General features: G+C 67.0%; 13 protein-coding genes. 4 read left to right on the forward strand and 9 right to left on the reverse strand.

Annotation, left to right across the window (positions count from 1 at the left end; translation table 11 throughout):
- Positions 1-82: 82 nt before the first annotated feature.
- Entirely contained in the window at positions 83-529 is a 447-nt protein-coding gene (locus tag ASD87_RS10715; protein WP_056320937.1) for a carboxymuconolactone decarboxylase family protein, read from the forward strand.
- A gap of 18 nt (positions 530-547) precedes the next feature.
- On the opposite strand, the gene ASD87_RS10720 is transcribed toward ASD87_RS10715, so the two are convergent.
- Genes ASD87_RS10720 through ASD87_RS10730 form a run of 3 tightly spaced genes read right to left on the reverse strand, consistent with a single transcriptional unit; the run spans position 548 to position 3,558 of the window.
- Complete coding sequence (locus tag ASD87_RS10720; protein ID WP_056320940.1) at positions 548-1,777, reverse strand: CaiB/BaiF CoA-transferase family protein; 1,230 nt, start codon at positions 1,775-1,777, stop codon at positions 548-550.
- Complete coding sequence (locus tag ASD87_RS10725) at positions 1,774-2,634, reverse strand: MaoC/PaaZ C-terminal domain-containing protein (RefSeq protein WP_056320941.1); 861 nt, start codon at positions 2,632-2,634, stop codon at positions 1,774-1,776. The genes ASD87_RS10720 and ASD87_RS10725 overlap by 4 nt, the downstream gene beginning before the upstream one ends.
- Before the next feature lie 9 nt (positions 2,635-2,643).
- Positions 2,644-3,558, reverse strand: coding sequence for an SDR family NAD(P)-dependent oxidoreductase (locus ASD87_RS10730; protein WP_056320944.1), 915 nt, complete (start codon positions 3,556-3,558; stop codon positions 2,644-2,646).
- Between the two features lie 152 nt (positions 3,559-3,710).
- Here ASD87_RS10730 and ASD87_RS10735 point away from each other — a divergent pair, with 152 nt between their 5' ends.
- Together ASD87_RS10735 and ASD87_RS10740 are read left to right on the forward strand one after the other, a co-directional pair.
- Positions 3,711-4,610 (forward strand): LysR substrate-binding domain-containing protein, encoded by a 900-nt coding sequence (locus ASD87_RS10735; RefSeq protein ID WP_056320945.1) that lies wholly within the window; start codon positions 3,711-3,713, stop codon positions 4,608-4,610.
- Positions 4,611-4,904: 294 nt separating this feature from the next.
- Entirely contained in the window at positions 4,905-5,888 is a 984-nt protein-coding gene (locus ASD87_RS10740) for a tripartite tricarboxylate transporter substrate binding protein (RefSeq protein ID WP_056320948.1), read from the forward strand.
- Positions 5,889-5,945: 57 nt separating this feature from the next.
- Here ASD87_RS10740 and ASD87_RS10745 read toward each other — a convergent pair whose 3' ends face one another.
- The 6 genes from ASD87_RS10745 to ASD87_RS10775 form a co-directional block, all read right to left on the reverse strand.
- Complete coding sequence (locus tag ASD87_RS10745) at positions 5,946-6,614, reverse strand: lysozyme inhibitor LprI family protein (RefSeq protein ID WP_056320949.1); 669 nt, start codon at positions 6,612-6,614, stop codon at positions 5,946-5,948.
- Between the two features lie 588 nt (positions 6,615-7,202).
- On the reverse strand, positions 7,203-8,168 hold the full coding sequence (locus tag ASD87_RS10755) for a nitronate monooxygenase family protein (RefSeq protein WP_056320953.1): 966 nt from the start codon (positions 8,166-8,168) through the stop codon (positions 7,203-7,205).
- Positions 8,169-8,187: 19 nt separating this feature from the next.
- Positions 8,188-9,162 (reverse strand): tripartite tricarboxylate transporter substrate binding protein, encoded by a 975-nt coding sequence (locus tag ASD87_RS10760; protein WP_056320955.1) that lies wholly within the window; start codon positions 9,160-9,162, stop codon positions 8,188-8,190.
- 56 nt (positions 9,163-9,218) lie between these two features.
- The gene (locus ASD87_RS10765) at positions 9,219-10,736 is read right to left on the reverse strand and encodes a class I adenylate-forming enzyme family protein (RefSeq protein ID WP_056322671.1); all 1,518 of its coding nucleotides are present in this window, start codon (positions 10,734-10,736) and stop codon (positions 9,219-9,221) included.
- 17 nt (positions 10,737-10,753) lie between these two features.
- A complete protein-coding gene (locus ASD87_RS10770) occupies positions 10,754-11,926 on the reverse strand; it encodes a thiolase (protein ID WP_056320958.1) in 1,173 nt (390 codons plus the stop codon).
- Positions 11,923-12,327, reverse strand: a complete 405-nt coding sequence (locus ASD87_RS10775) for a Zn-ribbon domain-containing OB-fold protein (RefSeq protein WP_056320959.1) — start codon at positions 12,325-12,327, stop codon at positions 11,923-11,925. The genes ASD87_RS10770 and ASD87_RS10775 overlap by 4 nt, the downstream gene beginning before the upstream one ends.
- A 213-nt stretch (positions 12,328-12,540) precedes the next feature.
- Here ASD87_RS10775 and ASD87_RS10780 point away from each other — a divergent pair, with 213 nt between their 5' ends.
- Positions 12,541-13,731, forward strand: coding sequence for an acyl-CoA dehydrogenase family protein (locus ASD87_RS10780; protein WP_056320962.1), 1,191 nt, complete (start codon positions 12,541-12,543; stop codon positions 13,729-13,731).
- Positions 13,732-13,736: the final 5 nt, after the last annotated feature.

The following is a 13,736-nucleotide window of genomic DNA, read 5'->3' on the forward strand; positions in this document are numbered from 1 at the left end:
ATTTGCCGATTCTTGGACCTGTTTCACCGAAACGCCGGCGTGTAAGGTGGCGGGGTTCACTTTTCGACAGCAAAGGACTGAAATGACCCGCATGAACTGGCAAGAGATTGCACCGGAAGGCGCGAAGGCGCTCTTTGGCGTCCACCACTACGTCACGACACGCACGAACCTGCCGCAAGAGCTCGTTCATCTCGTTTTTCTGCGCGTCTCGCAGATCAATGGCTGCGCGCACTGCATCGACATGCACAGCCGGGACCTGCGCAAAACCATGTCGGTCGACAAGATCACGCTATTGCCGGTTTGGGACGAGGTGCCGCATCTGTTCTCCGACCAGGAACGCGCCGCGCTTGCGTGGGCGGAGGAGGTCACGCGGGTGAGCGAAACCCACGCCTCTGACGAAGCGTACGCCGCCGCCTCGGCCGCGTTCGAGCCCAAGGACCTTGTCGACCTCACGATCACGATTGCCGCAATGAATGCATTCAATCGGCTGGGCGCGCCGTTTCGGCTGCCCGTCGCCGCCAAGGCGTGATGGGATTACAACGCGCCGTCACGCCTGCGCTTTACCCTTGAACGCCGCAATCGCCTGCGCCGATTTGCCCAGCACGTCGCGCAGCACTTCCTCGGTGTGTTCGCCCAGCATCGGCGGCGCGCGCCGGTAGACGACCGGCGAATCCGAAAACCGCAGCGGGCTGGCCGTCACGGGCGCCACGCCGCCGGCCGGATGTGGCATGTCGCGCCGCAGTTGCCGCGCCTGCGCCTGCGGATGGGCGAAGGCCTGCGCAATGTCGTTGATCGGCCCGCACGGCACACCCACCGCTTCCAGCTTGGCGATCCAGTCGTCGCGCCGGCCTTCTCGCATGATGTCCGTCAGGATCCCGATCAGTTTCACGCGGTTTGTGACGCGCAGCCGGTTGGTGGCAAAGCGCGGATCGTCGCCCAGTTCGGGCACGCCGATGGCGCGGCAATAGGCGCGGTACTGCGATTCGTTGCCCGTGGCCACGATCAGGTGGCCGTCGCTGGCGGCAAACACCTGGTAGGGCACCACGTTCTGATGCGCGTTGCCGGCGCGCGTGGGCGCCACGCCCGAGCTGAAGTAGTTGGAGTTCTGGTTGGCCAGCAGGGCCACGTGGCTGTCCAGCAGCGCGATGTCCAGGTGCTGGCCCTGGCCGCTGCGATGGCGCTCTTGCAGGGCCGCCAGCACCGCCACGGTGGCGTACATGCCGGTGACGATATCGGTGACGGCCACGCCCGCCTTCTGCGGTCCGCCGCCGGGCAGGTCGTCGCGCTCGCCCGTGATGCTCATCAGCCCGCCCATGCCCTGGATCATGAAGTCGTAGCCGGGGCGCTGCGCAAACGGCCCATCCTGCCCGAAGCCCGTGACCGAGCAATAGATGAGGCGCGGGTTGACCTGCTTGAGGCTTTCGTAGTCCAGCCCGTACTTGGCCAAGCCGCCCACCTTGAAGTTCTCGACCAGAATGTCGCTGACAGCGGCCAGTTCCCGGATCAGCGCCGCGCCCTCGGGCGTGGCCATGTCGGCTTCGACCGAGCGCTTGTTGCGGTTGGCGCTGAGGTAATAGGCCGATTCGTTGGTGTCCTGGCCGTTGCCGTCCTTCAGGTAGGGCGGCCCCCACGCGCGGGTGTCGTCGCCCACGCGGGGGCGTTCGATCTTGATGACGTCGGCGCCCAGGTCGGCCAGGTTCTGCGTGCACCACGGGCCGGCCAGGATGCGCGACAGGTCCAGCACGCGGATGCCGTCAAGCGGAGGCGGGCGCGTCATGATTGCACCGTCGCGGTGCCGTGGCTCATGACCACGATGCCGCGCTCTTTGGCGCGGGCGATGAAGCGGATCTGGCCGTCCGGCATGCGCCACATGTCGCATTGCAGCGTCTCGCCCGGATAGACGGGCGCCGAAAAGCGCGTGTTCAGGCTGGTGAGCCGCGCCGCGTCGTAGCCGCAGTACGTCTTGACGAGGGCGTGCGCGGCAACGCCATACGAGCACAGGCCATGCAGGATGGGCCGGGGATAACCCGCCTGACGCGCCACGTCGGGATCCGCGTGCAGCGGATTGCGGTCCGCGTTCAGCCGGTACAGCAGCGCCGCGCTGGGCGGAATGCGCAGCTCGCAGCGCGAATCGGGGTCGCCATCGGGCGCGGCGGGCAGGGCCTGAGGGCTGGCGTCGCCCTCGCCAAAGCCGCCGTCGCCGCGGCAGAACGTGCTGGACTGCAGGGTTGCCAGGCACTGGCCGTCTTCGTCGTGCAGCGTGCGTTCGCTGACGATGATGGCGCCCTTGTCCGCGCCCTTGTCGATGACGTGCGTGTTGCGCGTCCTGCCCGTGACGACGCCCGCCACCGGCAGCGGCGCATGCAGCGTCAGCCGCTGCTCGCCATGCACGACCTTCACCCAGTCCACCGTCGAGCGCGGGTCGCTGACCCAGAACCCCGGGTAGCCCAGGATCACGCTCATCGTCGGAAACGTGCGCAGGTCCTTCTCGTACACATAACGAAGCTGGCCGGTGTCTTCGGGGTCCTGCCCCAGGCCGATGCCCAGCGCATACAGCATCGTGTCCTTCTGGTCGTAGCGCTGGCGCACGTCGTCAAAGCGCCAGTCCTTCACGGTTGCATAGTCCAACGGCATGTGGCGGCCTCAGATGGGATCCCAGTCGATCACGTCGGGCGAACGCTCCAACGCGTAGAAATGCTTGCGCATGGCGGGCGCCGCGATCTCGGCAATGCGCTCCGGCGTCCAGCCTTCGCCGTGATGCACCGTGCGCAAGGGCCGCGGCTGGCTCATCAGCATGATTTCGTTGGCGCGCACGGCAAAGATCTGCGCCGTGATCTCGCTGGCCGCGTCGCTGGCCAGGAACACGGCCATAGGCGCCACCTTGCCGGCTTCCATCTTCTTCAGCTTTTCGACGCGCGCCTTCTCTTCGTCCGTTTCGGCGGGGATCGAACTGGTCATGCGGCTCCAGGCAAACGGCGCGATGCAGTTCGAGCGCACGTTGTAGCGCGCCATGTCCAGCGCAATCGACTTGGACAACGCCACGATGCCCAGCTTGGCCGCCGCGTAGTTGGCCTGGCCGAAATTGCCGATCAATCCCGACGTGGAGGTCATGTGCACGAAGGCGCCGGATTCCTGTTCGCGAAAATAGGGCGCGGCCGCGCGGCTCATGTAGAACGAGCCGTTCAGGTGCACATCGATCACCTGGCGCCATTCCTCTTCGCTCATCTTGTGGAAAACCCGGTCGCGCAGATTGCCCGCGTTGTTGATCACGGCATCGACGCGGCCGAATGCATCGATGGCCGTCTGCACGATGCGGCTTGCGCTGTCGTACGCCGCCACGCTGTCGGTGTTGGCCACGGCCGCGCCGCCCGCGTCCACGATTTCCTTGACGACCGCCTGCGCGGGACCGTCCGCCCCGCCTTCGCCCGTGAGCGAGACGCCGATGTCGTTGACCACGACCTTCGCGCCCGCCTCGGCCATCGCCAGTGCAACGCCGCGGCCGATCCCTCCGCCCGCGCCCGTCACGATCACCACCTTTCCGGATACCAAGCCGCTCATTGCCTCTGACTCCTGTGCTGCGGCGCGCACGCCGTCTGTGGAAAACAGTTCCGCATCAACCCGTCTGGTTGATGGGCATGGCCTCATGGTAGATTCGACCCGGCATTCGAAGAATTCAAAATTAGAAATGCCCCCCTTCTGCGTGGTGGAACATGAGACATGATCTGACGGACCTGCGTTTGTTTCTGAACGTGGGCGAAACACTCAATCTGACCCGTGCTGCGGAACGCACTTTCCTGTCCTTGCCGGCGGCAAGCGCGCGGGTCAAGCACATGGAAGAGGCATTCAAGGCCCGGCTGCTGGTGCGCATGGCCACGGGCGTGGCGCTGACGCCGGCAGGCGAAGTGCTGCTCAAGCACGCCAATGCCGTCTTTCGCCAGCTTGAATGCCTGAATGCGGATCTGCAGCCTTACGCCAGCGGCCTGAAGGGACGCCTGCGCCTCTTGGCCAACACCACCGCCACCAACTCCTTCCTGGCCGATGCGCTGTCCACGTTCCTGTCCGAGAACCCCGACGTCGACGTCGAGCTGGAGGAAAAAATCTCCGGCGACATCGTCATCGCCATCCGCGCCGGCGCGGCGGACCTGGGCCTCGTGGCGGGCAACATCGACGTCGAAGGCCTGGACGTCACCCCGCTCTTTCGCGACGAGCTCACCGTGGTCACGTCGCTGGACCACCCGCTTGCCGCGCAGAAGACCGCGCACTTCGCCGACCTGGTCGATGCCTACCAGTTCGTCGGCATCCACCCGGACAGCGCCATCCAGACGTTTCTTGAAGACATCGCAAGCGGCCTGGGCAAGCGCATTTGCCAGCGTGTGCACGTGGGCAGTTTCGAAGCCGTGTGCCGCATGGTCGAGGCCGGCGCGGGCATCGCCGTCGTCCCGCGCGCCTGCGCGGCGCGCTACAGCCGCCCCGACGGGCTGCATGTGCTCAAGCTGGATGACGCCTGGGCGATGCGCGATCGCCTCTTGTGCCGCCAACGCGGCCGCGACCTGCCCAGCTTCGCCGAGTGCTTCATCGGCCACGTGCAGCGGGCCGCACGCGGCCAATAACGCACCCCGGCGCATCCAGTCCACGCTGCGCGCCAGGGCGCGGACAATGGCGCGGCGCCGGCAGCCCCCGTCCGGATCGGGGTTTGCCCTGACCCCTATGCCGTAGCCCATGCGCCGTAGTGCCGCGCCACAGGGGCGCACGCGCACATCCGCGGCCTGCTTCAGCCCGCGCGAAAGAGGGGCTTTTGCAAATACGTAGCGGCGTATCCCGGCATTCGGCAAATAATAAAAAAACGCGGCGGGTGGCAGTGCTGAAGGCCTGACCGCGACCAGAACAAGACTCAGGAGACTGCCGTGATCCATCAAGACCGCCGCCGCGTCCTCGCGGGGCTGGGCGCTGCATGCGCCGCCGCCATGCTTCCTTCCTGGGCCCGCGCCGCCACCTGGCCGGGCCACGCCGTCACCTTCATCGTTCCCTTTCCCGCAGGGGGACCGGTGGATACCACCGCACGATTCACGACGCAGCCGCTCGGCCAGCTATGGTCCGTGCCCACCGTGGTCGACAACAAATCCGGCGCCGGCGGCATCGTCGGCGCGCAATTCGCCGCCAAGGCCGAGCCGGACGGCTACAACTTTTTCTTCGCGTCCATCCATCACGCCGTGCTGCCCAGCCTGCGCAACAACCTCAGCTACGACATCACCACCGACTTCGTGCCGGTCGGCATGGCCGCCGTATTCCCCATCGTTCTTGTCGTCAACGCGTCGCTGCCGGTGAACACGGTCGGCGAACTCATCGCCTACGCCAAGCAGAACCCCGGCAAGCTGTCCTTCAGCTCGTCCGGCACCGGCGGCGGCACGCACCTGGCCGGTGAACTCTTCAACGCCATGGCCGGCGTGCGCATCCAGCACGTCCCATACCGCGGCAGCGCGCCCGCCATGCAGGATCTGCTCGGCGGCCAGGTCCAGGTCATGTTCGCAGACGGCCCCTCTGCCGTGCCTCACCTGAAGGGCGGCAAGATCCGCGCGCTCGGTGTCGGCAACCCCACGCGATCCAGCATGGTGCCCGACATCCCCACTATCGCCGAATCCGGCCTGCCGGGCTACGAGGCCTACTCCTGGAGCGGAGTCATGGCGCCCAAAGGCACGCCGCCCGACATCGTCAAGCGCATCAATGCGGACATGGTGAAAGTGCTGTCCGACGACAGCACGGCAAAGGCGATGATCGCGGCCGGCGCCGAGCCCAAGCCCGGATCGCCGGAAGCATTCGGCAAATTCGTGCGCGACGAAATCGCAAAGTGGCGCGACCTCATCAAGACCGCGAACATCAAACTGGAGTGACCCGTGCGCGGCGGGTGAGCACATCGCGGCTCACCCGTGCATCCCAAGAAAGCCCGATCAGCGCACCGCGAACCAGTCGCCGTGGAGGTTGCCGTTCATGCCGCAGAACGGCGGCCCGAAGCCGTCATCCTTGCCCCCCGGCGGCGGCGCCACCCGTGCCACCAGCACTGCCCCTTGGCGCTTGAGCGTCAACGTCCACGGCGGCCCATCCTGATAGGTCACCGTCAGCGTGTCGCCCGACACCACGGCCTTGCCGCTCAGATCGCACACCCAGCGTCCGTCATAGGGCGCGGAATTGGCCGCCACCAGCAGCTCGCCGTGGGCGTTTCGCGTGATCTCGATCTCGCCTTCGATGTTCTTCCACTTGCCCACAAAGCCCGCTGCCGGCTTGGGATTGATCGCCTTCAGGAACGCCAGCCGGTAACGCATGGTGTCGGTAAGCGCCTCGAACGGTGTGCTTTGCACGTACGGTTCCGCGTAGGCCGCGTCGCGCACGCTCAGAAAGTACTTCTGATCGGCCATCAACGCCTTGGCCGACTCCGCATCCATTTGATCGCGCACAGCCTTGTATTGCTGCGCAATCGCAGCATCCTGATCCCCAAGCCTGGAATTGCCGCAAAGGGATTTCTCAACCGGCGTGGAAGCCTTGGCGCAATTGAACGATGGTGCGGCTACCGCGCTGCCAACCATCGCCAGCGAAGCGGAAAGGACCAGAAGACGGATCATGGTGTGAAGCTCTCCAGAGGATGTACAAGTCGGACCGCCGACCGGCGCCGCATGAGCGCGCAGTTTACCGGTGTCATCTTGGAGTCGGTGTCAGACCCCCTGCGAAGACTGCCGTCGGGCATACGGTGTGCCCCAAGGGTGTCAGACACCCGAGCGATGCCGACGATGTACGTCAAGGGTGTCAGACACCCGAGCAGATACCCCAGCAGATAAGCGAGCAGATACCCGATCTCGAACCGGCCCCCGCAAGCGCGAAGCGTCATCCCCCGACGCAAGACACCGCGTAAGCGCCCGGAGGCCGCCCGCGCGGCCAACCGGGCGCGGGCCCCGCAAGAAGCTCCAAACCCGCGCAAACGCAGGCAAGAACCTAAAGAACCCCACCCACCCCAGCGACCGCCAAGTTCAAACCACCGGAGCCCGGCGTGGCGTCGGCCTGGGGCGCGCGGGGCGTGTAGATGCGCCCGAGGGAAACCGAAGGGAGCCGAAGGCGGACGAGGTTGACGAAGGGGCAGTCCGGAGCGAAGGCTCCGGACCGCAATCGTAGCCCCGCGCGCCCCAGGCCGACGCCGCGCCGGGCGTCAAAAGAACTCAACCCTTCCCCGGCACAGCAGCAATAGCCCCCAGATACTCCCCCTCCAACTGCGCCACCAACTCCGCCACAGCCAACACTTCCTGCACAGCCCCCACCCCCTGCCCAGCACTCCAGACATCCTTCCAAGCCTTCGGCCGCGAACTCTTGTCCATGTTCGCGGGCGGGGCCACTCCATTGCTGGCCAGCACAACAGGATCCAACCCCGCCGCCAAAATGCTCTCAGACAAGTAATTAGCCGGCACCCCCGAGAAGTACGGCGTATAGGTCACATCAGCCGCCTGCGCCGCCATCACCATTTCCCGGTAAGCATCTCCCGCCAACGACTCCTGCGTCGCAATGAACCGCGTCCCCATGTACGCAAAATCGCATCCCAGGACTTGCGCAGCCAGAATGTCCTTCCCGTGGCTGATGCACCCCGACAGCGCCAACGGCCCGTCGTAAAACGCCCGGATCTCGTTCACCAGCGCGATCGGATTGATCTGCCCCGCGTGTCCGCCCGCGCCCGCGGCAACCAGGATCAGCCCATCGGCCCCCGCATCCAGCGCCCGCTTCGCATGCCGCACATTCGTCACGTCGTGAAAGACCAGGCCGCCATAGGCATGCGCCACCTTCACCACCGCCTCCGGCGCGTGCAGCGATGTGATCAGCAGCGGCACCCGGCGTTCCGCGCAGATTGCCAGGTCTCCCTGCCAGCGCGGATTGCTTGGATGCACGATCAGATTTACCCCATACGGCGCCACCTTCTCGGACGGCGCGGCAAGCCGCCGCGCAGCCAGCCCGTCCTCGATCCGCGTGATCCACGCGTGCAACTGCTCTTGCGGCCGCGCGTTCAGCGACGGGAACGTCCCGATGATTCCCGCCGCGCACTGCGCGACCACCAGTTGCGGCCCCGAGACCAGAAACATCGGGGCGCCGATCACAGGCAGGCGGATCTGGTCGCGCAGGGCGGACGGGGGATTCATCGTGTTGCTCCGGGGTAGGTCAGTTGGCCTGGATGTTGGCGGTCTGGATCACGTCCGACCACAACGCGTACTCGCGGTCGATACGTTCCTGCAGGGCTTGGGAATCGCCCGTGTTGATCGAATAGCCGCCTTCGGTCATTGCCTGGCGGAAGGCGGGATCCTTCGACACCTCGGCCAATGCGCGGGTCAGACGCGCGGTGACGGCATCGGGCAGCTTCTTGGGGCCGACCAGCGCATACCACCCCACCACCTCGTAGTCCTTCATGCCCGCCTCTCTCATCGTCGGCACGTCGGGCAACTCGGGATTGCGCGTCTTGGACGTCACCGCCAGCGCCCGCGCCTTGCCGCTCTTGATGAACGGAATGGCCGTGCTCGTGATGTCGAACATGAACGTCACCTTGCCGCTCACCACGTCCATCATCGCCGGCGAATTGCCGCGATACGGCACGTGCAGCATCGACGCCTGCGCCTGCTTCTTGAGCAGCTCGGCCGACAGGTGATTCGAGGCGCCGATCCCCGCCGACCCGAACGACACCGCGTCCGGATGCTCGCGCGCGTAGGTCACCAGTTCGCCCACGTTCTTGGCTGGAATCTGCGGGCCGATCAGCAGCACGTTGGCGTAATCGACCACCAGGCCGATCAGCGAGAAATCCTTGCGCGGATCGAACAGCGTGCTGCGCTGGACCAGCGGTGACATCGTCAGCGTGGGGCTGGCGGCAAAGCCCAGCATGTACCCGTCCGGCGTTGCCTTGGCGGTGGCATCCGACGCGATCATGCCGCTCGCGCCCGCGCGGTTCTCCACCACCACCGCCTGCCCCAGCTTGTCTCCCAGGTACTTGGCGAAGACGCGGGCCGTCGTGTCGACCGGACCGCCCGGCGCGTAGCCCACGAGCAGACGGATGGGACGGTCGGGATACGTTTGCGCCGTCGCGCTCTGGGCGCCGGCCAGCGCAGCCACGGCGGCGGCCGCGGCAATAAGGGTCTTGATGTTCACGCTCTTGTCTCCTTGTGCATGGGTGGTCGGTCGTGGAGCGGAACGTCAGCCCGCGCCTACGCCAGCCTTTCTTTCAGCGGCTGCTTCAGGATCTTGCCGCTGACGGTGGTGGGAATCGTCTCGATGGGAATGATCTGTGCCGGCCGCTTGTACGGCGCAAGCTGGGCGCGCAGGTGCAGCATCAGCAGATTCGTGTCGATCGTCGCGCCGGGCAGGGGCTCGACAAACGCGATGACTTCTTCGTTGTGATCGGCGGTGTCGCGGCCTACCACGGCGGACAGGCGCACGCCGGGAAACGCATTGATCACCGACTCGACCTCGATCGGGTAGACGTTGAACCCCGAGCGGATGATGAGGTCCTTTGACCGGCCCGCGATGAACAGCGCGCCGCTCGCGTCCAGGTAGCCGATGTCGCCCGTATTGAGCCAGCCGCCCGGCAGCAGCGCCTGCGCGGTCTGGTCCGGATTGCGGTAGTAGCCCAGCATCACGCCCGGCCCGCGGATCAGCAGGTCGCCGCGCGTGCCGGGCTCAGGGAATACATCCGGGCTGCCGATGCGCAGCTCGACGCCTTCCACCGCATGACCCGCCGAGCAGTCGTCGCGCGGCGCGTCGATGTCGGTGATGAACATCGAACCCGCATATTCGGTGATGCCGTAGCCGTGATGCATCGGCACGCCGAAGTAGCGTTCCGCATCGCGCTTTTGCGTCGGGTCGAGCGCGGCGCCGCCGGTGTAGAGGTAGCGCAGGGCCGGCGCACGCAGTTCCGCGCGGGGCGGCGCCGCAGCCATCAGGCGGCTGAACATCGTCGGCACGCCCTGCAGGATGCTGACGCCGGGATGCGCCAGCGCCTTGAACACGTCTTGCGGATCGAAGCGGCTGCGCAGCACTAGGCTGGCACCCGCATGCAGCGTGGCCATCAGCACGGTTGCGATGCCGAAGATGTGCGACATGGGCAGCGCGGCATAGCCGATATCGTGCGGCGTCAGGCACCGCGAAGCCGCCGACACCCGCGCGAAATGCACCAGGCCCCGGTGCGGCACCATCACCCCCTTGGGCGCGCCGGTGGTGCCGGACGTGTAGATCACCGTGGCCACCTCGCCGGCCAGATCGCCCGTCTCGGCCTGGGTGGGAGAGGGCGCGCGCGCGGCAGCGATGCCCGGCCCCCAGACGGCAGCGTCGGCATCGGAAGCGCCCGCCGCTGCGGCGTGCGCGGCAGCCGCCGTCGACACGCCGCTGGTGTACAGCACCAATTCGGGCTGCGCATGGTGGCGGATATTCTCGACCTCGCGCGCCGACAGGCGCGCATTCACGCCCACCGGCCATGCGCCTGCTACGCCGCAGCCAAACAGCGTGGCGATCATCGCCGTGCAGTTCTCGCCCACCATCATCACGCGGTGGCCGGGCTGCACGCCTTGGCCGCGCAGCCAGTCGGCCGTATCCTGCACCCGCTGCCACAACTGCCCGTAGGTCAGCGTGCCGCCGCCTTCCTCGTACAGACAGATGGCGTCGGGCTGCCGGCGCGCCTGCAGCGCCAGGACCTCGTGGATGCGGGTGATCGATTCAGCGTGAGACATGGGTTGATACGTGGGGATCAAAGGGTTGCCTGGGTGCCCAGGATGGCGGTCGATTGGCTGGACAGCGTACCGCCATTGCCATGCACCAGCGCAAGCTGCGCATCCGCGACCTGCCGTTCGCCGCATTCCCCGCGAAGCTGGCGCACCGCCTCGATCATGATGAAGACGCCGTACATGCCCGGATGCACGCAGCACAGGCCGCCGCCATTGGTGTTGACGGGCAGCCTGCCGCCGGGCGCGATGGCCCCGTCCGCGATGAAGTCGCGGCTTTCCCCTTTGGCGCAAAAGCCCAGGTCTTCCAGGAACAGCAGCGTGTTGATGGTGAAGGCGTCGTAGAGTTCCACGACGTCGATGTCGCGCGGCGCGACGCCCGCCATCGCATGGGCGCGGCGTCCGGATTCGGCGGCGGCCGTGAGGGTCAGATCTTCCATGGAAGAGATCTGCCGGTTCCACACCGCCGTCGCGTTGCCCAGCACGTACACGGGCGGGCGCGGCAGGTCGCGCGCGCGGTCGGCGCGCACCAGCACGTAGGCGCCGGCGCCGTCGGTGACCAGGCAGCAGTCGCGCACGCTCAGCGGATCGGACACCATGCGCGCGGACAGGATCTGATCCAGCGTCGCCGGTTCGCGCAATTGCGCCTCGGGGTTCAGCTGCGCCCACTGGTTGGCCGCCAGCGCCACGCGCGCCAGATCTTCGCGCCGGGTGCCGTACTGATGCATGTGCCGCGCCGCCGCCAGCGCATACGAGGACAGCGGACTGAGCGGATCGTAGGGCGTTTCATACGGTTGCGGGTCGAACTGCTTGCGCACGCGCCCGATCTCGGCGCGGCTCAGCGTGGACGTGCGCTGCGTGCTGCCGTAGCAGACCAGCACCGCGTTGCATTGGCCCGAGGCCAGCGCATGCAGCGCCGGCATCAGGTGCGCCACGAAGCTGGACCCGCCCAGCATGGTGCTGTCGATGAACGTGGGGCGGATGCCCAGGTGTTCGATCACCGGCATGGCCCACATCGGGGCCGCGACGCTGGCGGTGCACAGGCCGTCGATGTCTCGCATCGTCAGGCCCGCGTCCGCGACGGCGCGCTGCGCCGCCTGGACCAGGATTTCCATTTCGGTAAAGCCAGCGGCCTGTCCCAGGCCGGCGTGGCCGACCCCGGCCACCGCGACGGCGCCGCGCAATTCGTTCAGCGTCATGGCGCCTCCTTGTTGGGCACGAAAACCACCAGTCCGCGCCCGTCCTGCTGGATCACCTGCGCGCGCACGCCCATGCCGATGCGGACTGCGTCCGGCGCCACGCCGTCGACGCGGCTCATGAGCCGGACGCCTTCCTGCAGGTCGATCAGCGCCACGTTGTAGTCGCCGCCGGCGTCGGGCTTGCGCCGCACGACGGTGGTGGAATAGACGGTGCCGCGTCCGTCGGGCGTGACCCAGCCAAGTTTGTCCGCGCCGCAGTGCGGGCAGATCATGCGGGGATAGAACACGGCGCGGTCGCAGCCGGCGCAATGCTGGATGAGGAAGCGGCCGTCGTCGAGCGCCTGGCGGTACTGCGCCTCGACGCCTTGCGACACGCCATCCGTCTGATCGGGAGCAGTCATGGTGCGATGGGATTCCTGTGGATCGGGTGAAACGGAACAGGCCCTAGTGTCCGCACTGCCACCCGCTTCGGCCATTCTTCATTGCTGAAGCAGGACTTTTGCCAATCCGTAGTGGGCGGCGCGCCCTACACGCAGCGCGAAGCCCGTCTTCGGAAGAGGCAGATTGTCCGGCCGTGCGCGCCGTGGCTAGATACCGGGCAAAGGAGGTGGACCATGAACCTGACCTGGACGCCGCAAGAGCGCCAATTCCGCGAGAGCGTGCGCGCCTTCGCCGCCGACAAACTGCCCGAGGACATCCGCGCCAAGGTGCTGCGGCACCAGCGGCTGGAACGCGACGACTACGTGCGCTGGCACAACGTCCTGGCCGACCAGGGCTGGGGCGCGCCGAACTGGCCGGTCGAACACGGTGGCACAGACTGGAACGCCTTGCAGCGCCTGATCTTCGAAGTGGAATGCTTCAAGGCGGGCGCGCCACGGCTGCTGCCGTTCGGCCTGTCGATGATCGGCCCCGTGCTGATGAAGTACGGCAGCGCGCAGCAGCAGGCCCGCTTCTTGCCCCGCATGATCCGCGTAGAGGACTGGTGGTGCCAGGGCTATTCCGAGCCCGGGTCGGGGTCGGACCTGGCGTCGCTCAAGACGCGCGCCGTGCGCGACGGCGACGAATACGTCGTCAATGGCCAGAAGACCTGGACCACGCTTGCCCAATACGCCGACTGGATGTTCTGCCTGGTGCGCACCGACCCCGAGGCGCGCGCGCAACGCGGCATCTCCATGCTGCTTATCGACATGCGTTCGCCGGGCGTCACGGTGCGGCCGATTCGCACGCTGGACGGCGGTCACGACGTCAACGAGGTCTGGCTGGAAAACGTGCGCGTGCCGGCCGCCAATCTCGTCGGCGAGGAAAACCAGGGCTGGACCTACGCCAAGTACCTGCTGGGCCACGAGCGCACGGGCATCGCGGGACTGGGCCACTGCCACCGCGAACTGGGCATCCTGAAGGACATGGCGGCGCGCGCGCAAACGCGCGGCAAGCCGCTCTTGCAGGACAGCCGCATGCGCGACCGCATCTCGCGCATCGAAGTCGACATCATGGCGCTGGAGATGCTGCTGCTGCGCGTGGCCGCCAGCAACGACGGCACGCCGGGCCCGGAGGCCTCGGTGCTGAAGATCCGCGGCTCGGAGATCCAGCAGGACCTGGCCATGTTGCAGATGGAGGTCGCGGGGCCGGACGCGTGGCCGTACGACCCGGACTGGATGGAGGCCGGCAGCGCGTTTCATGGCCCGGGTCCGGAGATGGCCGCGGCCGCGGGCGCCGGTTACGCGGATATGCGCAAGACCTCGATCTACGGCGGCACGACCGAAGTGCAGAAGGGCATCATCGCCCGCCTGGTGCTGGGCGTGTAGGCCCG

Origin of the sequence: Achromobacter sp. Root170, assembly GCF_001428165.1 — a bacterium.
Classification (GTDB): Bacteria; Pseudomonadota; Gammaproteobacteria; order Burkholderiales; family Burkholderiaceae_B; genus Achromobacter; species Achromobacter mucicolens.